25 protein-coding genes and 1 tRNA gene are annotated in these 22865 nt (G+C 55.2%); 14 read left to right on the top strand and 12 right to left on the bottom strand.

The annotated features are described in order from the left end of the window. The 5 genes from vgrG to ACMA5I_RS15620 form a co-directional block, all read left to right on the top strand. Nucleotides 1-861, top strand: an 861-nt coding sequence (gene vgrG, locus ACMA5I_RS15640) for a type VI secretion system tip protein VgrG (protein WP_525887217.1), incomplete at its 5' end; no start/stop codon positions are given. A 7-nt stretch (nt 862-868) separates the two neighbouring features. Further along, the gene (locus tag ACMA5I_RS15635; RefSeq protein ID WP_525887216.1) at nt 869-1687 is read left to right on the top strand and encodes a hypothetical protein; all 819 of its coding nucleotides are present in this window, start codon (nt 869-871) and stop codon (nt 1685-1687) included. Between the two features lie 279 nt (nt 1688-1966). Continuing rightward, entirely contained in the window at nt 1967-2542 is a 576-nt protein-coding gene (locus ACMA5I_RS15630) for a hypothetical protein (RefSeq protein ID WP_525887215.1), read from the top strand. Between the two features lie 97 nt (nt 2543-2639). Next, the gene (locus ACMA5I_RS15625) at nt 2640-2936 is read left to right on the top strand and encodes a PAAR domain-containing protein (protein WP_525887214.1); all 297 of its coding nucleotides are present in this window, start codon (nt 2640-2642) and stop codon (nt 2934-2936) included. Between the two features lie 473 nt (nt 2937-3409). Beyond that, on the top strand, nt 3410-4537 hold the full coding sequence (locus ACMA5I_RS15620; RefSeq protein ID WP_525887213.1) for a hypothetical protein: 1128 nt from the start codon (nt 3410-3412) through the stop codon (nt 4535-4537). 145 nt (nt 4538-4682) lie between these two features. Here ACMA5I_RS15620 and ACMA5I_RS15615 read toward each other — a convergent pair whose 3' ends face one another. Both ACMA5I_RS15615 and ACMA5I_RS15610 read right to left on the bottom strand, forming a co-directional pair. After that, nucleotides 4683-6590, bottom strand: a complete 1908-nt coding sequence (locus tag ACMA5I_RS15615; protein WP_525887212.1) for a TniQ family protein — start codon at nt 6588-6590, stop codon at nt 4683-4685. Further along, a complete protein-coding gene (locus ACMA5I_RS15610; protein WP_525887211.1) occupies nt 6587-6829 on the bottom strand; it encodes a hypothetical protein in 243 nt (80 codons plus the stop codon). Before ACMA5I_RS15610 ends, ACMA5I_RS15615 begins: the two co-directional genes overlap by 4 nt. A gap of 326 nt (nt 6830-7155) precedes the next feature. Between ACMA5I_RS15610 and ACMA5I_RS15605 the strand changes: the two genes are divergently transcribed. Next, entirely contained in the window at nt 7156-7737 is a 582-nt protein-coding gene (locus ACMA5I_RS15605) for a poly-gamma-glutamate hydrolase family protein (RefSeq protein ID WP_525887210.1), read from the top strand. Nucleotides 7738-7778: 41 nt separating this feature from the next. Here ACMA5I_RS15605 and ACMA5I_RS15600 read toward each other — a convergent pair whose 3' ends face one another. The 3 genes from ACMA5I_RS15600 to ACMA5I_RS15590 form a co-directional block, all read right to left on the bottom strand. Further along, nucleotides 7779-9815 (bottom strand): TnsB C-terminal domain-containing protein, encoded by a 2037-nt coding sequence (locus ACMA5I_RS15600; RefSeq protein ID WP_525887209.1) that lies wholly within the window; start codon nt 9813-9815, stop codon nt 7779-7781. Further along, complete coding sequence (locus ACMA5I_RS15595; RefSeq protein ID WP_525887208.1) at nt 9812-10591, bottom strand: restriction endonuclease; 780 nt, start codon at nt 10589-10591, stop codon at nt 9812-9814. Before ACMA5I_RS15595 ends, ACMA5I_RS15600 begins: the two co-directional genes overlap by 4 nt. 136 nt (nt 10592-10727) lie before the next feature. Continuing rightward, entirely contained in the window at nt 10728-10934 is a 207-nt protein-coding gene (locus ACMA5I_RS15590) for a helix-turn-helix domain-containing protein (RefSeq protein ID WP_525887219.1), read from the bottom strand. 318 nt (nt 10935-11252) lie between these two features. Here ACMA5I_RS15590 and ACMA5I_RS15585 point away from each other — a divergent pair, with 318 nt between their 5' ends. From ACMA5I_RS15585 to ACMA5I_RS15560, 6 genes are all read left to right on the top strand, one after another. Beyond that, complete coding sequence (locus ACMA5I_RS15585; protein ID WP_525887207.1) at nt 11253-11702, top strand: helix-turn-helix domain-containing protein; 450 nt, start codon at nt 11253-11255, stop codon at nt 11700-11702. After that, the gene (locus ACMA5I_RS15580; RefSeq protein WP_525887206.1) at nt 11675-12079 is read left to right on the top strand and encodes a hypothetical protein; all 405 of its coding nucleotides are present in this window, start codon (nt 11675-11677) and stop codon (nt 12077-12079) included. The genes ACMA5I_RS15585 and ACMA5I_RS15580 overlap by 28 nt, the downstream gene beginning before the upstream one ends. Before the next feature lie 161 nt (nt 12080-12240). Next, complete coding sequence (locus tag ACMA5I_RS15575) at nt 12241-14283, top strand: PHP domain-containing protein (RefSeq protein ID WP_525887205.1); 2043 nt, start codon at nt 12241-12243, stop codon at nt 14281-14283. 25 nt (nt 14284-14308) lie between these two features. Further along, nucleotides 14309-14560 carry a hypothetical protein gene (locus tag ACMA5I_RS15570; RefSeq protein ID WP_525887204.1) on the top strand — a complete coding sequence of 84 codons (252 nt, stop codon included), beginning with the start codon at nt 14309-14311 and terminating at the stop codon, nt 14558-14560. Nucleotides 14561-15433: 873 nt separating this feature from the next. Continuing rightward, complete coding sequence (locus ACMA5I_RS15565) at nt 15434-16321, top strand: AAA family ATPase (RefSeq protein ID WP_525887203.1); 888 nt, start codon at nt 15434-15436, stop codon at nt 16319-16321. Continuing rightward, on the top strand, nt 16318-16929 hold the full coding sequence (locus ACMA5I_RS15560; RefSeq protein WP_525887202.1) for an HNH endonuclease: 612 nt from the start codon (nt 16318-16320) through the stop codon (nt 16927-16929). Before ACMA5I_RS15565 ends, ACMA5I_RS15560 begins: the two co-directional genes overlap by 4 nt. 319 nt (nt 16930-17248) lie before the next feature. Here the strand turns inward: ACMA5I_RS15560 and ACMA5I_RS15555 are convergent. From ACMA5I_RS15555 to lgt, 6 genes are all read right to left on the bottom strand, one after another. Continuing rightward, nucleotides 17249-17325 (bottom strand) — tRNA-Pro (locus ACMA5I_RS15555). Next, nucleotides 17316-17960 (bottom strand): GNAT family N-acetyltransferase, encoded by a 645-nt coding sequence (locus tag ACMA5I_RS15550; protein WP_525887201.1) that lies wholly within the window; start codon nt 17958-17960, stop codon nt 17316-17318. The genes ACMA5I_RS15555 and ACMA5I_RS15550 overlap by 10 nt, the downstream gene beginning before the upstream one ends. Continuing rightward, on the bottom strand, nt 17957-19060 hold the full coding sequence (gene leuB, locus ACMA5I_RS15545; protein ID WP_525887200.1) for a 3-isopropylmalate dehydrogenase: 1104 nt from the start codon (nt 19058-19060) through the stop codon (nt 17957-17959). Before leuB ends, ACMA5I_RS15550 begins: the two co-directional genes overlap by 4 nt. Before the next feature lie 57 nt (nt 19061-19117). Further along, nucleotides 19118-19879, bottom strand: a complete 762-nt coding sequence (gene pgeF / locus ACMA5I_RS15540; RefSeq protein WP_525887199.1) for a peptidoglycan editing factor PgeF — start codon at nt 19877-19879, stop codon at nt 19118-19120. Beyond that, the gene (locus ACMA5I_RS15535; protein WP_525887198.1) at nt 19876-20931 is read right to left on the bottom strand and encodes a class I SAM-dependent methyltransferase; all 1056 of its coding nucleotides are present in this window, start codon (nt 20929-20931) and stop codon (nt 19876-19878) included. Before ACMA5I_RS15535 ends, pgeF begins: the two co-directional genes overlap by 4 nt. Continuing rightward, on the bottom strand, nt 20928-21821 hold the full coding sequence (gene lgt, locus ACMA5I_RS15530) for a prolipoprotein diacylglyceryl transferase (protein ID WP_525887197.1): 894 nt from the start codon (nt 21819-21821) through the stop codon (nt 20928-20930). The genes ACMA5I_RS15535 and lgt overlap by 4 nt, the downstream gene beginning before the upstream one ends. Nucleotides 21822-21904: 83 nt before the next feature. Between lgt and ACMA5I_RS15525 the strand changes: the two genes are divergently transcribed. Further along, nucleotides 21905-22147, top strand: a complete 243-nt coding sequence (locus ACMA5I_RS15525) for an accessory factor UbiK family protein (protein ID WP_525887196.1) — start codon at nt 21905-21907, stop codon at nt 22145-22147. Between the two features lie 13 nt (nt 22148-22160). Here the strand turns inward: ACMA5I_RS15525 and ACMA5I_RS15520 are convergent, their stop codons facing one another. Further along, the gene (locus ACMA5I_RS15520; RefSeq protein WP_525887195.1) at nt 22161-22322 is read right to left on the bottom strand and encodes a hypothetical protein; all 162 of its coding nucleotides are present in this window, start codon (nt 22320-22322) and stop codon (nt 22161-22163) included. 24 nt (nt 22323-22346) lie between these two features. Between ACMA5I_RS15520 and ACMA5I_RS15515 the strand changes: the two genes are divergently transcribed. After that, nucleotides 22347-22847, top strand: a complete 501-nt coding sequence (locus ACMA5I_RS15515; RefSeq protein ID WP_525887194.1) for a type III secretion system chaperone family protein — start codon at nt 22347-22349, stop codon at nt 22845-22847. Nucleotides 22848-22865 lie beyond the last annotated feature (18 nt).

Genomic DNA, 22865 nt, shown 5'->3' with positions numbered 1-22865 from the left:
TGGGTGCGGGTGAGCCAGAACTGGGCCGGGGCTGGCTGGGGCGGTCAGGTGATCCCGCGCATCGGTATGGAGGTGATGGTGAGTTACCTCGACGGCGATCCGGATCGGCCCGTGGTGACGGGCGTGGTGCCGAACACATCCAAGCGCGTGCCTTATGAACTCCCAAAGCACAAAACTCGCATGGTCATGCGCTCACAGACGCATAAAGGTGATGGGTTTAATGAGCTACGGTTCGAAGATGAGGCGGGGCAAGAGGAGATCCGCATACACGCACAAAGAGACATGAATACAGTGGTGTTACATGATTTAACCGAAACCATTCAAGGTAATGCTCGACGAATCACTTATGGAAATACGACTGGCGAATTTTTAGGGGGTGCTCAACTGTCTTTTGCAAGTGGGGTTTCTCTCAACATAGGCCCTACGAGCTATTCGAGCATATTGAGACGAAGCGAAGGCAGCCTTATAGGTAAAAGTTCATCAAAATGGGGAAGTCAATTTCGTCCAGGGCTTGCATCCAACATGAAGAAGGGCGAGCTTTCAGTAAATATAGATAAAGCTGTATCTATTACATCAGGATCTAGCATTTCGCTACATTCCTCAAAGTCTGCCTCAATATTTTCTGCAGGACGCGTAGTTCTGGAGGCCCTTAAGGGTATGACCTTTAAGGTTGGTAAGATTTTTAGAGTTGATGCTGGTGAATACGGGATTATCAGAGCAGGGAGAGCAATTGAACTGCGAGCTGGTCACAGTAAAATCCGCTTGGATTCGGATGGACGAATTGAGATTGACGGAACGGATATCAAGATAAATGGGCAATCCGCGATCGCCGCAAAAGCACCGCGGATTGATCTGAACTAGGTGGTGAATGGAAAATAATATTGAACTTCAAAAAGTAGAAGAAGGGCAACAGCTTAACGGTGAAGAGCAGCAACGATTGGTAGACCTTTGTGCGATTCTAGATATTCCGATAGAAAGGACAACTCCAAATCCTGCAGCAGCTCTTGTAGCACTTGTCCACTTATTCGCACTTCCCTGTGTGGAGGATGAAGAAGAGTTTGATGAGTTTGGAAACGCCATACTAGATTATATTGATGATTATTTTGTTTTTCCTGAAAGGTGGCATGGTCTTCATCCCAGAAAGAGGACGCAAAATCGTCCTCATGATATGGGGGATGGAGCTTTTTATAACTCTGTGAAACATAGAATTAATCAAATGGATTGGTTTCCATGGATGTTTTTCGAGTTACGTAAATCTCCAGAAGAATTGGCGGATTTATTTGAAACTTTAGCTTGGATTGCAGTAGCGTTAAAAATTTTAGGTGGGGCGGCTGGATTAGATGCTGCAACATCCTTCGGCGCTGGCGTTGGACAGGGATTTGAAAAAAAATCCGTTCGAGCTGGTATTGAAAGAGCAGCTCAATCACTCATCGGGCAAAATGCTTTTTCACGTGGTATTTTATCCCGGCTTGGTAAAAGCCCTTTCTCCCCAGTGAGCATCGCTTTGGCTGTTGGCGGCGCAGCCGCTTACATGATTGTTATTGATATGATGGAAGACATAAGAGAGGTTATTGAATACAGATTTCAATCTGGTGAAGTTAGCGATGAGATATATAATAGAGTTTTTGGGGAATTCCATTTCGATGCCGCTGATATAAATAAGTATGGCCCATGGGAAGGTATTTAATATGATTTACTGGATTTTAAACTTATTATCCGTTTTCGTATCCATTATAATATTATCTCAATTTATTAGCCCTGATAACGATTATGTATTTTTGGCTGGATTTATTTTTTTCTTTATTATTAGGTGGTTTTTATTTTATTTGTATGAATTTTTTTTTCGTAAATAATATAGATATAGTTTATTTAATATGCTGATGTGTATTTTTAATAAATATTTCTGGATACTTATTGAATCTCCGAAGCTCGATAGCTGTCTCGAGCTGGGAGATCAATAATCAATATGATGTTACGAAAGAACCTAGTCGCTACGGCTGCTGCCCTTGTTGTCCTCTATGTCCTCTTCGGGCTGCTTGATTTTGGTCTTGCGGTTCTGAAAAGCAATCGCTGTGTAACGGCGAGTGAGCGTGCGGACATGAGCGAAGCACGTCAAAGTGTTCTATCTCTTATCGAAACCGGCAAGCCCGATGACCTGCATTTGGCCGCGCTTTCACTTTATTCCGAAGATTTGGTTGCTGACGCTCAAACACCTCTGGGCCTACGGGACCTTTGTTTGGCAGAGCAGATCCATAGATCAGCGGCTGAAATGGGTAGTGCGGAATCGCTTGATTGGCTGAAACAGTTCTACTCCGAAGTAAATTTTCCGATGATAGGAAATGGCGAAAGCTACAGGAATAATTGCGCGGCTGAAGCTTGGAACGCGTGGCAGATGGGGCAGCCAATACCATCTAGGCCATTCAGTTTCACACGCTACGCCTACTTCTGGAGTAGTTCTTGTAAAATGACTTATTTCGGGCGATCCGAAGCAGATAGAGTATTCCTCAACGGTGTGAGGTGCGCGCTAGGCAAACTCAGCTGATTATCAGCGGTATTAAAGCAAGACTTAGAGAATATAGGGTGATATTTTCTAAATTTTACGTTCCATCGGATTGTCTAAATTTACGTAGGTTGAGTTAATGCCCTCAGCATGCCGCAAAACAGACATTGGCGCAGGTCACGACAAATGTCCTGATACTGGCGCGATTTCGGGGAGTCCCGATGTCGAGATTAACGGTCTGTCAGCGCTACGTGTCGGCGATGCGCTTGAGAGGCATGGTTGCCCTAAGCACAAGTCGCATGGCAGGGCCGTTACAGAGGGATCGCCAACCGTATTTGTGAATGGCATCCCGCTTGCGCGGGTTGGGGATGCGATAGATTGCGGTGGTGAGGTGGCGCAAGGTTCGAGTGATGTGTTTGCGGATGATAACATCTGAAATTTCCAGGTGCGTAACGAGCATCTAAATTGCGTCCGAGTTATCTACGCCGAGCTGCGCGATGATGACAGGCATAGATTGTCTCAGTCGCGGCTGATGTCTGCGAGTCGCCCAGAGTGCTCGTGTGTCATATTCTCTGGTAGATGATCAAAGCTTTAGCCCTCTGCCATCATTGCTAGGCAGAAGCAGTGGTTTTTCGTTTGAACACCTCGGATGCCCACGGCGATGAGGCGAGCATCTTTAAGCGTATTTTCTCGGGAGCGGTTGGTCGGATCTCAGAACCAGTCTCCCTAATTAACAAATTTTCGCAGAAGAAAGCCCTGTTATTGACGATCTAGATTGCTTCGAAATGAAAATTTGCAAAACCGCAACTTATGAGGCAATCGGTTGCGGGCAAGTAATATAGGGTTGCCCAAGCCAGATGCGGCAATGGTTCTTGCATGAGGCAGCTATTAATTTCCTAGGAGATATCAATGAACCCCCACGAATTCCTACGATTGAACGCTGCATGCGCCGCTTCACCCACCCGGTTTTGTATATCGCTTGATGAGGGCGATCCTGATGATCCATTTTCAATCATTCTAAGCTATGATGGTCGCTTTGATCAGCCGTGGAGCCGTACGAATGCACCGCGAAAGATTGTCGCCATTGAAGTCTTGAAAGAAAGTTCGGGCACTGTGAGCTATGCCGCAATTTCGGACGAAGGCGATATTTATGTCATAGATGACACCGAGGTTCGCTATGAGAAAATTGCTGGAGCAGGTCTCTATAGCGAAGATTCAGTGGGCTACGGGCCTATTTCTGGTGCTGCCGGAGAAGGAAATCATATGTGGGTCTTCGGCTTCGGAGGTCAGTTTTATCGTTTGAATTCTGGGGGGTGGCAAAAGATCGACATTGAAGACGAAGCCGTAGCGCGATTTTCAATTGTTGGGGGCCAAGTTGACGCTTCGGGTTCGGGCTGGTTTTGCGGGTCCGTCACACCTCCGTTGCTGGTCGAGGATTACAAACCTGATCCAACTTTGAATGCGCAAATCGATGCCGCCGCCGCTGCAGGTGATCTTGAAAAAGTGATGAAGCTGATGGATCAACTCGGCAACCAAATGTCTGGAGGGTCAGATGGAGCGACCGAACCGCTCCTGCTCCGAAATGAAGCGGGTTCGGTAAATCGCGTATCAATAGATGAGGAATCCGTTCAATTACTCACGGACATATATGTAGAAAGCCCAAATCGCGTTTGGCTCATTGGCAGTGAAGGCGCTGTATTATTTGGCAATCTGGAATCCGGCTTCCGCATGGTTCCCTATGCCGAGCAGATAAATGATGTTCTCATTTCCATGGATCGCTTCAACGATCAGTATATCTTGGCTTCGGATTTTGGTCTATACACATTTGATGGCCATAAAATGGATCGTCTGAAACCTAAATTGCCGTCTTCAAGTGTGAATCAAAATACGCCCAACCCATTAAGCATCAAAAGTGTTGGCGAGGTTCTCATGTATTTTGACCAAAAGCACGGTGTCTGCCGCTGGGATGGCGAGACGTGGGATTGGATTGATATCCCAGATGCATTGTTGGAGCGAGATTTCAAAGGGCTTCCGTGAAAGTTGGAAATCCATCAGGTTCACTTTCTTTGTGTCCTTTGCTTCTCCGAAAATTAGGCTGCGAAGGTGTTTTGCATCGCCCTATCTCTTAGATGGCTTCATCATTGGAGCTCCCAATCTAGAACCAGAAACAGGTGACGATGTTTCAATATCCTGCATCGTCGCTATCCACTTCCCGCTGGATCGATTGCTTGATCGCCTTTTTACGCGCAGTCCGTTGCTGCGAGTCTGAGACGTTTAAGTGCGGTATGACCTCATCCTTCCTGTAGATCTTCCGCAACGCTAGGCCCTCATTAATCTCGCTCAAGCCCTTGCCTCGTACCACCCGCCTTATGTCTTTCGCGGACTGTCCATGTTTCCGCGCGATGGCTTCTGCTGTGCCATAAGCGGACTCGAAGCGCTGCAGCGATTCCGCGGTGATATAGTCGCGCGTGACACGGGTGTGGCTGTGCCGCATGCGCTGCAGGTCGATGTAGCCCGCGTCGATCAGCCAGTTCAGCGTCGCCGCATCGATGAAGAGCCGCCTTCGTGTCTCGGTTTTTGAATACCCATTGGGCGCGGTGGTTTCACGAAGGGCCAAGATATCGCCCGGGTCGACGAGCAGCGTATCGAGGCGCAGCGCCTTGCTGCGCCGAGCTTTTGCCTTGAGCGTTCCGTCCAGCAACAGGCGCACGATATCCGGCACGCTGCAGTTCGCTTTGCGGGTTGCAAGCTCGATCGTGCAGAGGTTTTGGGGCGTCTTAGACATGTGCGGCGCTTGTCCGCCAATCTGCGTGGGCAAGGCGTCGAGGTCAGGCCGATAGAATCCCTCGCGCTTCCAGCGGCCAGTGCCGTCGGCGGGTTCGAGAACGCCTGCGTTTTGCAGTTGCTTGAACATCGCAAAGCTGCATCCCAGGGCTGCGGCGGTTTGTGTTTGATCGAGATAGTTGTCCTTCTCGGCCTTCAACTCATCCACGAGCGCGCGGGTGAGCGGGGTTTTCAGAGTAAATGCGCCGGTCTCGTCGCGCGCCGCCAGCCCGCGCCGGATCAGAATTTCTTTGAGGAGCGAGTCGCGCATGCCGATCTGGCGGCAGGCAGTGCGGATCGAGAGCACACGCGGCCTGTCGATCATTTGGCCCAGAATGATCGTGCCGGGCCGATAAGGATAATTATCCAAAAAGTAATCCCGCACGATGTCGCGAAGCGGATCGAGATCGGCGCGCAGCTTGCCATCCGCCCCCAGAAGCCGTTGCACCTCCCCGTTGCTCGGATGGGGCTGATTGCCGCCCCGTTTGGGCGTTTCGCGGTTGAAGGTATCGAGCGCGGCGCGGATCGCTGGCGGACCGCGGCGCAGCACGTCAAAGCCCGTCGCCATCGCGTCACGCCGCGCCTCCGCGCTCAGCGATGAGGCGCGCTGATCACGGCCATACTCCATGAGCGTGCCAAAGGCTTCGCAGGCTTTGACGAAGCCGGGGAGGTCAAGTTGATCGCACCAGAGACCAGCAAGATCGCCATAGGCGCGGGCGGTGAGATAGTGATCGAGCGGATCCGCGGCTTTGACATCAATAGAGTGGGTTGGCTTCCCCTCGGGCGAGAGGCGGCGCAAAAAAGCGGTGCTATCGAACGGCGCGGCGCGCGTGGTTTTGGGCCGGTGGCTCTGCAAAAGGGTGCCATGGGCCGTGCAGCGCCGGATTTGCAGATACTGCCAGTGCAGGGGAAAGACCACCTGCCAGGTGGGGCCGCTCTCCAGCCCGTCCGCGAGACAGTGCGGGCAATAGCGGATCTCGCCGCGCCCCAGGGTCTCGGTGTTGAGCACCTCGCGGCCCACGAGATATTTCATGGTAGAGGTTTTGAGGATGGTCGTCCGGGCAAAGCTTGCGGCCGGCAGGCGCGCCAGGCGGCAAAGCTGCGCCACCGATGCCGGATCGCCGGTGGAGAGGGCGGGCAGATCGAGCCCGACATCCTGACTAAAACTCTCCATGTCGGGGGCAAGGTTCCGGGCGGCGAGGCGCGAGAGATAGGATGTCGGCGTCTCGCGAGGAGACGCCGACAGTGTCAGGGAGAGCGTGCTCAAAGCTCGGGGTCCCGGTCCAAAAGCGCGCGTACATCGAGCCGGTCGTAATCGTCGATCACGAAGGGATTGAGCCCGTCGATACAGCCGGAGCGCCGTGCGAAGGTCCCGGCAAAATGCGCGAGACCGACAGCATCACTGCCCTCCCGCAGCGCATCTTCAAGAGTGTCGATGGTGATCTCAATCGCAAGGCCGAACTCGCGATCTGCGGCGTAGATGAGGCGCAGCGCGATGTCGGTCATCTGTGAAGGCTCGGGAATAGTCACCCCGGCGGTCTCCGCCTAGACCGCGATCATGTCGCGGACCGCATCCACATCGGCAAGAGGCTTGAGCCGCGGCAGTGCCACAGGCAGAACCCGCCGCGCCAGCTGCGTGTCGTGATTGAGCAGTTCATGAGCACAGATGCATGAAAAAAATGTCTGAAGAGAAAGTAGCTTATAATTTTACGCCTATTATCCTGTAGGTTATTCGAGCGAACCTTTATTAGAAAATTTTGAAATGGCCTTTGATCGAATGAGGTCGCTGGCTATATTTTAGAAAGTATATTTTTCGAAGTGGAATTTTGATGATGGCCGACCGCTACAACTCTTTTTATGAGCTTTCCGCCAAAGAGAAGCTAGATATTGATTATAAAATCCGGGTTTCAGACTGTTCCTCAGACGTGTTGATATTGGCACCTCACGGAGGGTTTATAGAGCCAGGGACTTCTGAAATTGCTGAGAAGCTGGCGGGCGATAATTTCTCGTTCTACGCGTTTGAGTCTCTAAAGAGGAAACCTCACAGCCATTTTCATATAACCTCCCATCGTTTCGACGAACCAAAAGCGCTTTCGCTTGTCTGTCGATCTCTGATCGCGGTTGCGATTCATGGGAGAAGCAACGATGGGACCGAAGTGGTTTGGCTGGGTGGTTTGGCCACTGCACTGCGTGACGCCATCGGAGCCTCTCTGCGAAAAGCTGGCTTCTCGGCTGAGTTTAACCAACGGCTTGCGGGTCTTGAGCCTAACAATATTTGTAACCGTGCGCTCTCCGGTAAAGGAGTTCAACTCGAGCTTCCAAGATCGCTCCGCGATCGATTGATGGCAGATCCCAATCTTCTACAAGCCTTCGCAGATGCTGTTCGAACCGCTCTATATCAATCGATAGAATGAATATCTTGATCGCAAAAAAATCTCTAAGCTGACTTTTCTCCTTAGCAGCTGTTAGCCACCTCGCCTGTTACGGCGCTGTCTCCACCCGAGGCCGCCGAGCCTTCGGGGCCGATCTCAAGCCCGAGAAAGAGATGCCGCTCGGCGCGGTCAAGATCCGCAGCGCTAAGCTCTAACGGCATCACCTTGCGAAGGGCGCGCGCCTTTGCGTCGATGGCGCGGATCTTCTTGCGCGCCTCGGCAATGACGCTTTCGGAGAGGCGGGCCTCGTTGCGGTAGTGCGTGCGCAGCGCGCGCACGATCTGCTCCCACTCTTCAAGAGACAGCCCCCAGACCGCGGGGCTTACCGCGCGGGCGACATACCAGTCGGCGCCGATGAGCACCGAGACATACGTGATGTCGAGCGGGTCGAGCTTGATACGGATGTCTTTCTGGCGGCCATGCAAGAGAAGCGCCTGCAGCTCCGGGCATGTGTAGTTGATGTCGAAGGCGCGCACACCATGCCGGTCCAGCTTGCGCGTGACCTCATGGCCGAAGACGACCCGGGCCTGGTTCGCATCGGGCGGCGGCGTGACGCCTTGCGTGCGGGCGAGCCGTGCCCAGGCATTGGCCGGGGTCTCGCCCTTGAGCCCGCCATGGGGCGTGTTGTGGTAGATATCGACGATGAAGAGCGTGAAGATCTGTGCCAGTTCATCATCTGTGAGCGCGGCCACCGTCTCGGAGGGATAATCGCCGCGCGCGACCGGATTGCTGAAGGTGCGGCCGATCAGAAGCGGCACGAGCTGCATGCCAAGACTGCGAAAGAGCCGCTCGATCCGGGCGCGCAATTTTGGAACGCCCGCCACAGGGGCTTCAGAGGTGGCGCCGAGATCGGCAACAGCGGTTTTGAACCGGATGTCGACGAAGCTCGGCCCCTGATCCGAGCACACCGCGCCCGGTCCGCCATATTGGTCCCAGGGGGATGTGCAGCCTGCCGCCTCGGCAATGGCGCTCTTGTCGCGCGTGGCCAGCCTTAAGGTCTCGATCGCATTGGCTGTGTTGGGGCTTTTGGTAAGGCGAAAGCCCAGAATGCAGCGTGTTGCGCAGTCGATGATCACGCAGATCCAGCGCCGCCCGACATCGAGGCGGGCGCGCTGATCTTCGCTCAGATAGTCAAGCGCACCGCTTTCCCCGAGAAGCGTCATGAGATCGATCTCCCAGTCATCAATCTCAAGGCGCTGCAGCGCATGCTCTGCAGGAAGGCCATTCTCGTAAAAACTGAACTTGTGCCGCGCGACTTCAATACCCTCACGCTGCGCCAACACCTCAAACGGATCAAGGCAGGCGATCCGGCGGCGAATGGTCCGGCCGGAGGGTAGGATCAGGGGCGCCGCGCCCCGTGCGGCCCGCGCGCGGTTCTCATCCTCGAAGAGGTCTTTGGTGTGCGCGACCACCGACGTGATGCTCGGTCCGCCGCGCACCAGATAGGTGGAGATCCCTTCGGTGATCAGCCGCTCGGCCTCGGGGCAGAACGTTTTGGGCTGCAATGGATGCGCGCGCCGTTTGCGCAAAAGCGCGAGTGGCGTCGCACCGCCGCGCTCGTAACGCTTGGTCCAGCGCAGCAGGCTTTTGGGCGAGGGCGCGTCGCGCAACGTGGCTTTGCGTCCGGCCCGCGCGGGCGCGCGCCCGTGCTGACTGCGCAGCGCCGCGGCGTTTACGCGCTCGGTGAGCAAGGGCATGAAGCGCGCGATGGCACGCTCATTGCGCTTCACATCGCCCTTTTGAACGGCAGCGAGCAGTGTGCAGACCCAGCTTTCTTTCCAGAAGATCTCTTCACGCGGCGCGTCCGGCAGCGAAGCGACATAGCTCAGGTCATTGCGCAGGCGGCGCTGGACCGAGGATGAGGCAAAATACCCGCGTTTGAGCGCGACATCGGGCCCTGCCAGAAGCGCGATAAACGCCTCATGCGAGAACGGCAGAAGGATCTGCGGATCGTCGAGACGTTGCAGCACCAGGCCGCTCGCGTCTTGGCTCTGCGCATGATGATCTGCGCCGGAGATGCAGACACAATCGGTGTCAGACAGCAGGAAGCGCACACTCATGCCCGACCCTCCGCGATGATGGTGGAGGAGGGCAGGATCGCGCCCGGCGTGAGGGTGCGGGCGCGGCCCGCATAGATCGCCCGGAAGACGGCGCGAAAGCCGCGCCCTTCGAGCCCGCTTTGCAGGGCAAGCTCTGCGATCTTGGTCTGGGTTGTCAGATCTGCCAGTAAGGCTGTGATGGTCGCATCCGCCTCAGGATCCGCGGTCCGGCGGAACGCATGGAGCCGCTCGGCATTCTGCGCTGCGGCTCTGGTAAAGGAGCGATCCGTGATCAGCACGATCTCATGGGCGAAGCTGAGCGGCATGGCCGCGCGGACCAGCTGCAGCTCCTGGCGCAGATCTGTCCGCTCGGCGATCGCCCAAGGCTTCACCTCGATTGCGATCCGGTGCCCGCATCGCTGGGTCAGCAGAAAGTCAAAGACATGATTTCTCTTGCGACCGTCTGCGCGGGTATAAGCTACGGGCGCGGGCTGCTCGACAATGTTCAGCGTTTCGGGCCGCGCGAGCAGCAGATAGAGAGCCCGCTGTTCCAGCTTGCTCTCGCAAAACATATATCTGGGATGCGCTTCGGCGGGCGTTTGCACCGCGATCATGCTCCGTCCGCTCGCTTTTGAGCGCGCGGATGGCACGCGCGTCGCGCGGCTCTGCGCCGGCGGGCGGTAGCTGCGCGCGGTCTCGACAGGGTTTTGGGTGTGTTTGATCTCGTTGGTCATCTCTTTCGGCCCGGCGACGCGGCACAGAGCCGCCATCGCGCAAGGGCTCTCCTCCTTGCTCATGGAAAAAGGCGTCACGCGCCGCAGAATGCGGCACATGCGCTTGACTTTTGGGAGCTGACGCGGGAGGATTATGTATCGAAGCACAAAATCGATAGCGGCCTCAGAGCATCAGCTTTGGGGTCGTTTCCTTTCTAAGTCATGGCTTTACCTCCTGAGATGTCGTGTCATGATACCGATCCGGCCAAAGCGCCATTGGGCTTGTGTCCAATTTACGAGCGATCAAGCCTTCGATCAGACGGCTCGAGCGGTATCCTTGCGATACCATCGAGGCCATGCTCAAACTGCAGCCCGCTTCCTCGGCAATGCTGCTCAACGTGATCCGTCGCGTCTTCAGGGCCCGCATAATGCGGTCGTGGCGTTCTAGATCTACATGCGGTGTCTTACGCAACATATTGTGGGGCTGCCCGTCTGCTGAGTGGAACCTTAACCGAACGCTACATTTAGCGAGTGCAGCTTTCAACATATTTATTTCCTTTGGCGTTAGGATGCGCACTAATGCGCATTTTGAGGTTGCTGTTCTGTTGCATCAGTGCATTATCGTTTTCGCGCTTTGTCGTTTCGGCGCATTGGCGCTTTGGCGCGTTTACGTGGACGATGCTTGGCCGGTGAGAGGGTGCATGCACATTTCTTTGCCGGGCCAGAGATTTAAAATAGGATGAGCATGGCTGACAGAGATAGACCGCGCCAGTCAGAGACGGCTTCAGAGGATGATGTCTCAATCGGTGCGCGTCTTGCGCTCATTCGGGCCAGTCTGGGGATGACGCAAGTCAACTTTGCCAAAAGTATAGATGTCTCTCTGCGCTCCTATCATCACTATGAGAAGGGAACACGAAGCCTCTCGGCAGATATTTTACGAAAGCTCAGAGCCGAGTATGGTCTCAATATGAATTGGCTCTTGCTTGGACAGGGCTTGCCCTATGACGGAGAGGATACCGCGGCGGCGGTGGACTTCATCGAGGAATTGAACGCTTATTTGCTCGCCTCCCAAACAACGCTCTCCCCAGAGAGCCAAAAGCGCATTTTTGCAAAATGGCTAAAGTCACTTCGCGAGGGCTATCGCACGGATATGAGAGAGGTGAAAGCATGGGTCGATCTGCTGAGCGACGGATAGATCGCAGCTGGTCCTTCGGCGTCCCGGATGCGGTGGAGCTTCTGCGATTGGAAGAATGCTGGGAGCATGAATTTGCGCGGACCAAAATAGCTATGCGCGCGCTTCATCTATTCGCGGTATCCTATGGAGTATCTTACGTCAAATTTTGGTTCTTTGTGTCTCTTTCCGATGCCTATACCTATGAACTGATCATTTTTATCGTGTCCGCCATCCTTGTTCTGCCTTCACTTGGGTTGTTTTTGTTCCGCTGGCGGCAGCTCTGGACGCGTTACCGCGCGATCGCCAAATTGACGGGCCATCCCGGCACCGTCGAGGGGGCCGCGCGCAAGGATCGGATCGCACTCTTTCTGGAGTTTCGGCAAGCCTGTGGGCGGTGATGTCTGCTGGCCGCAGATGACACACGCTACTTCATGATTGGGCGATTAGGGCGGGAAGCAGACGTTCGCTGCACCGTGCACCATGTTCGGCGAAAGAATCAAAACAGACATTGAAACTTCATGTTATGAGCAGTTTGGCGGTACAATTCTGAGCTGCAGGTATGTATCATTCGATTATGAAAAAAATCGACCTGCATATTCACACTGTTGCTAGCGCCTCCGACGCACCCTTTGAGTTCGACCTAGATAAGTTGCTGAACTATGTCTTCGATGCGAAACTGGATGCAATCGCCATCACTAATCACAACCTCTTCAGAAAAGAGCAATTCTCAGAAATCGCTTCGAAGGTTGGCATTCCCTGTTTTCCTGGTATCGAGATTGACCTAGAGAAGGCACAAATCCTTCTCTATGCAAATGGTAGTGACCTAGATACGTTTTCAAGTCGGTGCGACCAGATCGAAAGTCACTTTAGCATCACCGACCTCTCGATAACCTTTGAGCAGCTACAAGCGATCTTCGGGGACCTATCCGATTACCTGATAATTCCTCATTACGACAAGAAACCCGCGATCCGACCTGAAACACTGAAAAAGTTTGGAGAATCCATAACTTCTGGAGAAGTAAGCAGTGCGAAAAAATTCATTTACAGCATGAAAGATCGAGAGCGGCTTGTTCCTGTTTACTTCAGCGATTGCCGGATTTCAGAGCGGTTGACGTCATTGCCCACACGTCAAACCTTTATCGACTGCGGACAGATAACTTTTGGTGCGATACGCACTTGTCTCGCTGACAAAACAAAAGTTGCGTTATCTGCCTCAGACGGAAATTCCTTGTTTCAGGTCTTCGAAGATGGCCAGATGCTGTCAACAGGACTGAACGTCGTCCTTGGAGAGCGTTCCTCGGGCAAATCACACACCTTGCGGCGTCTGGCCAATGCGTTTGAGCAAGTAAAGTTCATTGAGCAATTCTCAATCGTCTCAAGGGATGAGGAGGAAGACAAACGTAAGTTCAATGAGCATCTCAGCCGAGGGAATAGCTTGCATTCACGGGACTATCTGGCCACGTTGAGTGTGGTCGTCGACGACGTCCTCAATGTTGATCTCTCCGATGGTGAGCGGCGGATCGAGACATATCTGGAGTCTTTGCTGAGATACGCAAATGAAATTGACAAGCTGGACGCGTTTTCCCGAGCAGGTTTGTATCAAGAGGAGCCATTCGATGAAGTCGAGCAAACAGGCCTGGCCGACCTAATCAAGTCCACTAAGAACCTTGTTCGCAACGAAGAATTCCGAGATATCATCGAGCGACACCTGAAGCCAGACAGCCTAAGGGCTCTATACGTAGAGTTGATGCATCTGTACAAGCAACGTGATTTTGAGCTGCGAAAGAAGCAATGGGTCAACGAATTGATCAGGGAGATAAAGGGCAAGTTAAAGGTTAGAAGTGCGACACCGAGCGTTTCCGAAATCGATCTTTACCACACAGCGATGAACCGGAGAAAGGTGGCTAAGTTTAACCGCATTGTTCGACAAGCACGTAAGGAAAGGGAAATTTCCCGGAAGCCTCTAAGAGGCTTCGAAGTCGTTGCCTCGGTTGGCCCTTTTAGTGGCGCCGGAGAGCTGAAAGCGGTTAGCAAGTCGCAAGTAGCATTTAGTGAGGCTTTCAAGTCTTACGCTGATCCATACGCTTTTCTGCAAGCTTTGAAAAACATCGATGACCGGGTGCCCGCATCGGATTATCACAAGTACTTTGTGAATATTGACTATAAGATTCTGAATAAGGATGGGTTTCCTGCATCGGGAGGCCAACGCTCCGAATTCTTCTTACTTCAGGAAATCGAAGATGCGAAAGACTCTGATATTCTGCTGATCGATGAGCCTGAGTCTTCCTTCGACAATCTGTTTCTGAAGAATGAAGTCAACGCGATCATAAAGTCTCTGTCCCAGACCATGCCTGTTGTCGTTGTCACACACAACAACACCGTGGGAGCGTCGATACGGCCAGATTATGTCTTATGCACTACAAAAGAGATGGTCAATGGAAAGGCATCTTGGCGCATCTACTCGGGTTATCCCTCAAACCCGAAGCTTCATGCGGTTGATGGATCAACCATCAACACGCGTGATACGTTTCTAGACGCGTTGGAAGCAGGGAAAGACGCTTACAACGAAAGGCAAGCAGGCTATGAAAATATTCAAAATTGAAAATGGTACAGCTCAATTCTGGAGCGTGAAACAGCAGAAGAACTTGCCTATCGACCAGATCGATAAAGCAGAACTTCTGAGCCTGCTTGAGTTCTTCCTTGAGAATGATGCTGAGATGGACAAGATCGATGGAGAGAACCTTCAGAACCAGGCACAGCTCATAATCTACCGAAGCATTTTCGAGAAATTTGAGGTGCTTGACCGGAACAAGTCAAAGTTTAGAGATGAGAGCGACCGGCTGTACTTGGAAGAGCTCCAGAAATATCAACCAAAGTAACTGATTCGACCGAATGCAGCACAGAGACTGGTTTCGCTTCTTATGCTCGCAACAGCCCTGACAAGGGGCGGAAGGTCACGTAGGGCCCAATACACTAAAGAAAACAAGGATTTCCACGGAAACATAAGCCTCCCTGAAAAGCCTATGGTGTGTAAACTAAATTCATACAAACGATTAATCGAGTTGGCACTCGTGCTCGAAAGTAGGACGCATGACCTTTAGACTGGAACGCATTGAGGCAACTCAACGCAAACGAAGCCACGAGCTTGATAAACGGAAGGATCAGAAGGGCGGATGGTCAAATAGTGACCCGATCAGTTTTATTTTGGCTCCGCCGGAAGCTGCAAAATTCGGCGGTAACTGGTTTTCTGTGATCATTGGAAAGAATGGCGTCGGCAAGAGTCGCATACTTGCATCGATAGCTGAGGCCTTCTCAGTCGAAGCTGGGGAGTTTTCTAGGTCCAGAAACGACAGTATGGATTTGGATATCTCCTACTTCGCTAACGGCGAACGCCACAGTTTCGGATCAAGCCAAAGTTCTTCCAGCAGTAACAGAAGGTCCGGCTATGATAGCCATTTTTCGCCCTCTGGGCCATCTAGAGTGATCTGCAGCACGATGACGCCTTTCGACAAGTTTAGGCTGTCCAGAGATGTCATTAGAGACCGAATGCCTTCAGTACGAGAGGAGGAGCAACTCAGTGGCGAGACGTTCTACTCTTACACCGGGTTTCGTGATAGCAATGGTAGAACCAATTTTAGGTCCTCAGTTTTTCGATCTCTGAAGGGGATATTTTTGCGGAGCGATCACTCGCTCGACCGATTGCAAAAGCTAAGGAGGTATTCTTCTTCTTAGGGTACGAGCCGGAGATCGAGTTGCATTTCAGCTTAAACTCGCAATCCAGAAATTCGCGCCTCATTTACGAAATTCAAGCCGGACACGTTTCTATTGACACTTTAGAAACGTTTTCCTCAGGTTTCCGCCCATCCAAAATCCAGCTGTTATATGAGCGGGAACCAAACGCCACTGAGTTACTACAAGAGGCCCTGGTTCACGTCCTGAAGCATAGTGAAGGCCAAAAAGGAGGATCGTTCCGAGTATCCGTAAATGCAAGTCCAGAAGAAAGAACGCTTCTGTCGAATGCGTTTCTGTTGAGAGATCTGCGACTCATTAACTTCCGCGATGTGATGATAAACCGCGCGAAAGACCGAAGCATGATCAATATCTTGGACGCGAGTTCCGGTGAGATATCGATAGTCGCAGGTATGCTAGGGGTTGCCTCTAACATTGAGGACAACTCTTTGATTTTGATAGATGAACCGGAGATCAGTCTGCATCCTGAATGGCAAGAGCAGTATGTCGAGCTCCTCAGGAGCACGTTCTCTCCGTTCTCCGGTTGTCACTTCGTCATTGCCACTCACTCCCCGATAATACTCTCGGACATCGGTAGCGAGGGAAGCCACGTAGTCAGCCTTTCTGAGAATGAAATCTCGAAACAAAAAGCCGAAGTATACGCAGGTGCATCCGTGGATCAGTTGTTGGTCACAGCGTTCGGGGTCGTCGGGAACGAGAACCTTTTCCTAAAGCAAGAAGCGATCAAAACACTGAACCACTTAGTGCGAGGTTCCACCTCGGACGATAGCTTGTTGGAAAGGCTAAAGTTCCTTGAAAGCGCTAGGGTGGCAATTGGTGATGATACCGAGCTCGCCAAACTTATTGATGATTTGTTGGAAGCCGCTTCAGATGTTGGAAAATTCGGATGAAGAGGTCGGACGTTTTTTCTAATGCGACGTTAGCGGTTGTCGATAGTTTTGAGGCGAAGGCAAGAGCAGATCAACTGCCTGAATATTGGGAAAATGACCTAGTAAAGCCAGCACGTAGGGAAGCCAAAACATACTTCATTAGAAAACAAAATAGATGCTGTTGTTATTGTAAGCAGAAGACTTCCTCCAAGAATTTCAAAGTATGGGACGTTGAACACGTCCTCCCTAGAAGCTCAAATCCTGCCTTTATGTTTGAACCGCAAAATCTGGCTGTTTCTTGCCCAGACTGCAACACGGCGAAGAGCAACAAAGAGATCTCAAAATCTAAGAATTACAAGAGGTTCCCGAGATATTCCAACTCATATACAATCGTACACCCCCACTTTGACAGATATGAAGATAACATCCATGTGGTCGGATACATCTACACGCCCAAGACCCCCAAGGGTAAGGAGACGATTATTGCGTGTGACCTTCTTCGATTTGCGGAACGCTTTATTGATTGGGAGAACCCTGCACAGGTCGCTGAGTTAGATGCTGACCTTTCCGAGGTGGCGGCTGATAGCGAGAAGCTTAAGAAGCTTCTGACGTTTGCAGCAACGCTCTAAGTTCTTTGCCCTAGTTGGTATAGCAACTCATGATTCCAATAACGCACTCATTCCGGAAACTTAGTTGTTTCGCTCGTATTCGCAGATGCAGTCAATCTCAGAAAGACAGACTTCGATACCATCGCCGATATCGAGCAAGCGCAGCGAATATCTCATTCGACGGGCCGCGCCGCGGCATTGGGATTGTGTAGCGCATGTCGGCTCAGGGCCGAAAGCCGAAACCTCTAAAACCACCAATCGATGATGCCGCTCAATCGCCACTCTGAGGACAACTTCTGTCCAAAAAGGTCAAATAGAGTGTCAATTCACAGCGGGGAAATGGTCGGAGTGAGAGGATTCGAACCTCCGGCCCCTGCCTCCCGAAGACAGTGCTCTACCAGGCTGAGCTACACTCCGACTTGGGCGCTTGCGTAAACGGATTCTTCGGCGGGTGCAAGCGGGTTTCTCTCCCAAAACTGCGCCATGCGCAGATGGGCCGCGAAGCCGTAGTGGAACGGGCGGGCATAGGCGGGCAGGGCGCGGCGGTGACGGGTTTCGAAGCCGAGACGCTGGTAGAGGGCGGCGGCGCGCGGGTTTGTGTCGATCACATCAAGGGAGAGGCCGCGCAGGTTTTGGGCTTCGGCTTCGGTTTTCAGATAGGCGATCAGGGCGGCGCCGAGGCCGCGGCCCTGATGGGCGGGGTCGATGGAGAGGGACTCGATATAGAGCGTGTCCGGCTCGGGGTCGGCGTGGAGCAGCATGAGCCCGGCGGCGCGGTAGGGGCCGAGACGGAAGAGGCCGCCCATCATGGTTTCGTTGAAAAAGCCGTTGCCGTCATCGGCGGCGGATTTGCTGGCGCCGATGCCGACGAGGCGCTCGCCGAGATAGACGCCGGTCATGAAGCTGAGGTCGAAGACGTCAGCAAAATAGGCGCAGGCTTTGTCGCGCGGGCCGAGGAAGCCGAGCTTCGCGCCGAAGGCGGTGTAGAAGAGATCGACGGCGCGAGAGCGGTCCGCTTCAGCGACAGGGCCGATGCGGACCGGGGCGCTCACAGGCTGGCGTCGAGCGCTTTGAGGATCGCGTCGCCCATGCCGGTGGTCGTGACGGGTTCCGCGTCGCCCTTTTGCATGAGGTCCGGGGTGCGCACGCCGTTCGCGAGGACCTTTTCGACGGCGTCTTCGAGGCGCGTGGCCTCGTCGCCCGCATCGAAGGAATAGCGCAGCGCCATGGCGAAGGAGAGCACGCAGGCGCAGGGGTTGGCCTTGCCCTGGCCCGCAATGTCGGGCGCGGAGCCGTGGACCGGCTCGTAAAGGGCTTTCGGTTTGCCGTTCGCCATCGGCGCGCCGAGGGAGGCGGAGGGCAGCATGCCGAGCGAGCCCGTGAGCATGGCGGCGCAGTCCGAAAGGATGTCGCCGAAGAGATTGTCGGTCACGATCACGTCGAACTGTTTCGGGGCGCGGACAAGCTGCATCGCGCCATTGTCGGCATACATATGCGACAGTTCGACCTCGGGGTAATCCTTGGCCACTTCAATGACTTCCTCGCGCCAGAGGATGCCGCTTTCCATCACATTCGCCTTTTCCATGGAGCAGACGCGCTTGTTCCGGCGCATGGCCAGCTCAAAGGCGGTGCGAGCCACGCGGCGGATCTCGTCGGTCGTGTAACGCTGCGTGTTGACGCCGATGCGACCGCCCTGATTGTCGTCCATGATCCCGCGCGGCTCGCCGAAATAAACGCCGGAGGTCAGCTCGCGGACGATCACGAGGTCGAGGCCGGAGATGACGTCTTTTTTCAGCGAGGAGAAATCGGCCAGCGCGTCGAAGCACTGGGCGGGGCGCAGGTTGGCGAAGAGGTCCATTTCCTTGCGCAGACGCAGAAGGCCGCGCTCGGGTTTGACCGAGAAATCAAGCTGATCATATTGCGGGCCGCCAACCGCGCCGAGCAGGACCGCGTCCACCTCTTGCGCTTTCGCCATGGTCTCATCGGTGAGCGGCGTGCCGTGCTGGTCGTAGGAGGAGCCGCCGACGAGACCTTCGCTGATCTCGAAATCCATGCCGCGATTGGTCTCGAACCATGTGATGATGCGGCGGACCTCGGCCATGACTTCGGGGCCAATACCGTCGCCGGGCAGGATGAGAACAGAATGAGGCATGGGGCGCTCCCGTTTAGACGTTGTTTGCAAGGGTAATGGCGCGCGGGTTTCGCGGCGTCAAGATATTGGCTGCGCGCGGATCACCGAGATGAGGCGGCCATAATCCGGCTCGTTTTGGTGGGTCGTGCGGCGGTAGGAGAAGAATTTGCCGGGGTTGGAATAGGTGCATTCGCCGATCCACTCGGCATCCGCAATCTCTTCCTCGCGGCGGAGCGTGTCGAGGATGAAGCTCGGCAGGTTGAACATCAGCCGGTCGCCCTTGCCGCCGGAGAAGAAGCGGGCGTAGCTGGGGTCTTCATCCATGAAGCGCTCGCCGAAATCCGGGCCGACCTCATAGGCGTTCTGCGAGATGGTGGGGCCGAGAACGGCGCGGATGCGGGCGCGGTCCGCGCCGAGGTCTTCCATTCGGCGGATGGTCGCGCCGAGGACGCCGCCAAGCGCGCCTTTCCAACCCGCATGCGCCGCGCCGACGACGCCCGCTTCCGCGTCGGCAAAAAGGACCGGGCCACAATCGGCGGTGAGAATGCCGAGGGCGATGTCGGAGTTATTGGTCGCCATGGCGTCCGCTTCAGGCCGGTCCATGCCCGGCTCCGCGATCACGCAAATGTCGGAATGGATCTGGTGGACGGAGAGCAGATTTTCGGGCGTTACGCCAACCGCCTTCGCGACGCGCGCGCGGTTTTCATCGACATTGGTAGCCTCGTCCTGACTGCCGCGCCCGCAATTGAGTTCCGCATAAAGCCCGGTCGAGACCCCGCCTTGCCGGGTGAAAAAGCCGTGGATGACAGGCAGGTCGGCGGTGAGCTGGGTCAGGGTCATGCGATCTCTCCGGGATCAAATCCAATGGCGTCCGCGCCCTTCGGCAGAAGCGCGGCGGTTTTGAACAAGCTGCCCATCTCGTCCGGGTGGGTCAAGCGGCGGTGTGCCGCGATATGGGTTTCGAGAGCGGCGCCGTTGAGGGTTTTGGCGATGGCCTGCGCCCGCGCGGTGATGCCGAGCCGTTCGAGAAAGGTGCCTTGGGTTGTATAGGGCGCGCCGGGGGCGAGGGCGGCGAAATTGACATGGGCGGTGAGATCCGCTTCGCCGGGCGTCTCCAGTGGCGATTGTTTTTGATGCGCGCGGAGGGCTTGGAGCGTGTCGCCGCTCGCGTTCCGCCCGCCATAGTCGATGATCAGCGCTGCGCCGCCTTGCTGGTCGATCCGGCTTTGCAATCCACTCGCGATGGCCTCGGCGGCGGGGCAAAGCTCGACGATGCGGCCTTCGGGCAGATCACCGAAGCGCGCGAAGAGGGCTTGGTCCGGCGCGGCGGGCGCAAGGCCGAAGATGAGTTTGCCGTCTTGGGTCGAGATCATGCGCTCGGTGAACCCGACATCGGTCTTCACGAATTGGCGGATCGGGAGGCAGTCGAAAAACTCGTTGGCGATGAGGAAGAGCGGGCCGTCCGGGAGGGCGTCGGGATAGCCGACCCATTCCGGTGCGTAGCCCGCCAGCGCGTCCGCCTGCTTCGCGCGCAAGGCGGGGCTGGTCTCGACAAGGCAGAGCCGCGCGGCGGCGTGGAAGCCCGGCACGGCTTTGGTGGCCCGCAAAGCGTCCGCCATCAGGGTGCCGCGACCGGGGCCGAGTTCAGCGAGGATAAACGGCGACGGGCCGCCTTGGGCCTGCCATGTCGCCGCGAGCCAGAGGCCGATCATCTCGCCGAACATCTGACTGATTTCCGGCGCGGTGATGAAGTCGCCCGCAACGCCTAATGGGTCGCGGGTGGCGTAATAGCCGTGTTCGGGATGGGCGAGGCAGAGCGTCATGTAATCGGCCACGCTCATCGGGCCGGTTTGGGCGATTTGCCGCCGGATACGCTCTTCGAGCGGCGTCACAGCGCCTCGCGCCGGCGGGCGCGTGCGATGAGGATGATGCCGATGATGACCATGGGCAGCGAGAGCAGTTGCCCCATCGACAGGCCGAGATCGCCAAGGCGGATCACATAGCCCATCGGATTGTCCGGGCTGATGAATTGCAAATCCGCTTCGCGGAAATGCTCGACGAACATGCGGGCGAGCCCGTATCCGAGCAGGAAGATGCCGATGTTCAATCCGGGGCGGCGGAGCGAGCGGAAGCCCCAGACGGCGATGGCGAGGATGATGAAGAGCAGCAGGCCTTCCAGCGCCGCCTCGTAAAGCTGTGACGGGTGGCGGGCGCAGTGCGTGCCGTCCCCGCAAGGCGCGTTCGGGAAAACGACGCCCCAAACCGCGTCGGTCGGGCGGCCCCAAAGCTCGGCATTGATGAAATTGGCGAGACGGCCGAAGAAGAGCCCGATAGGGGCGGCCAGCGCCACCGCATCACCGATGCGGATCGGGTTTTCGCCAAGCTTGCGGGCGTAGATCAGCACCGCAACGATCACCCCGGCAAAGCCGCCATGGAAGGACATGCCGCCCTGCCAGATCTTCAGAGCGTCGAGCGGGTTGGCGAGGAAATAGCCCGGTTGATAGAACAGCACATAACCGAGCCGCCCGCCGAGGACGACGCCGAGGATCATCCAGGTCAGCAGATCATCAGCCTGCTGTTTGGTCAGCGGTGCGCGCCCGCCCCAGAGATCGTCCCGCCCGGCGAGATGGATAATGAGCCGCCAGCCGAGGACCAGCCCGACGATATAGGCGAGCGCATACCAGCGGATCGCGAAGGTAAAGGCACCGAGGTCCAGGGAGAAGAGGACCGGGTCGATATTCGGGAAGGGTATGGCCATCAGCATGGCTTCTCTTCGCCGCATCGCCGCATAAGGTCAAGCCTTTGCAATTCACGTCTCTGTCCCCATATAAGTCCCAGATGCTGGCGAGCGGCAAGGAGAGACAGATGCAGACCCAGAACAAGTTTTTCGATGATATGTCGAAGATGATGAACAGTGCCTTTGGCGTCGCGCAAGGGGCTAAGGATGAGGCGGAGACGGCGTTCAAAAGCTGGATCGACCGCTGGCTGGCGGAGCGCGATTTCGTGACCCGCGAAGAATTTGATGCGGTGCGCGCGATGGCGCAGAAGGCGCGTGAAGAGAATGAGGCGCTCAAGGCTCGTCTCGATGCGATGGAAAACAAGGGGTAAGCGGACCCCACCGTTAAGTTTGATGAAGGCCGGGCATGTCCCGGCCTTTGCCGTTCATAAAGCCGTAATAAAAAATATCTGGACAGGTGCGCAAAGCCGGGCCACCATATTTTGTAGCGGTCTGGTTCATCGCCGCGACCGCTCGTAGGAAACGCCCGATGGCGTGGATCGTCACTCGGGCACACCAATGAGGTGCAGCATGGCGCTGAGTGAGCAGTTTGACCCTTTCGATATCGACCCCATCAATGTTGCCGAGGATCTGGCGATTTCCCAAAGCTGGGATTTCGACCGTCTGGGCGATGAGCAGATCGCGCTCACCGTCACCGGCGACTGGCGCGACTATGAGATCAGCCTCGTCTGGTCCGCGCGCGAGGAAATGCTGCGTCTGGTCGCGACCTTCGATCTGCGCGTGGAAGAAGAGCGGGTCGATGCGCTCTATAAGATGATGGGGCTGGCGAATGACAAATGCTGGGCCGGGGCCTTCACCTATTGGCCGGAGCAGGAGCTGATGCTCTTCCGCTACGGGCTGTTCCTCTCGGGCGGCGCGACGGCGGGACCGGAGCAGATTGCCTCCATGCTCGCCAACGCGCGGGTCGCTTGCGACCGGTTCTACCCTGGCTTCCAACTCGTCGCCTGCGGCGATACGGACGCCGAAGAGGGGATGGAGATCTCGATGGCGGAAAGCTTCGGCCGCGCCTGACGCCCGCCCGATGCCTAC

The sequence above is a fragment of the Jujubicoccus corallicola genome (assembly GCF_047345645.1).
Taxonomy (GTDB): Bacteria; Pseudomonadota; Alphaproteobacteria; order Rhodobacterales; family Rhodobacteraceae; genus JBLEFH01.
Note: the sequence above shows the minus strand (reverse complement) of the source record. Positions and strands in the feature narration are given on the sequence as shown.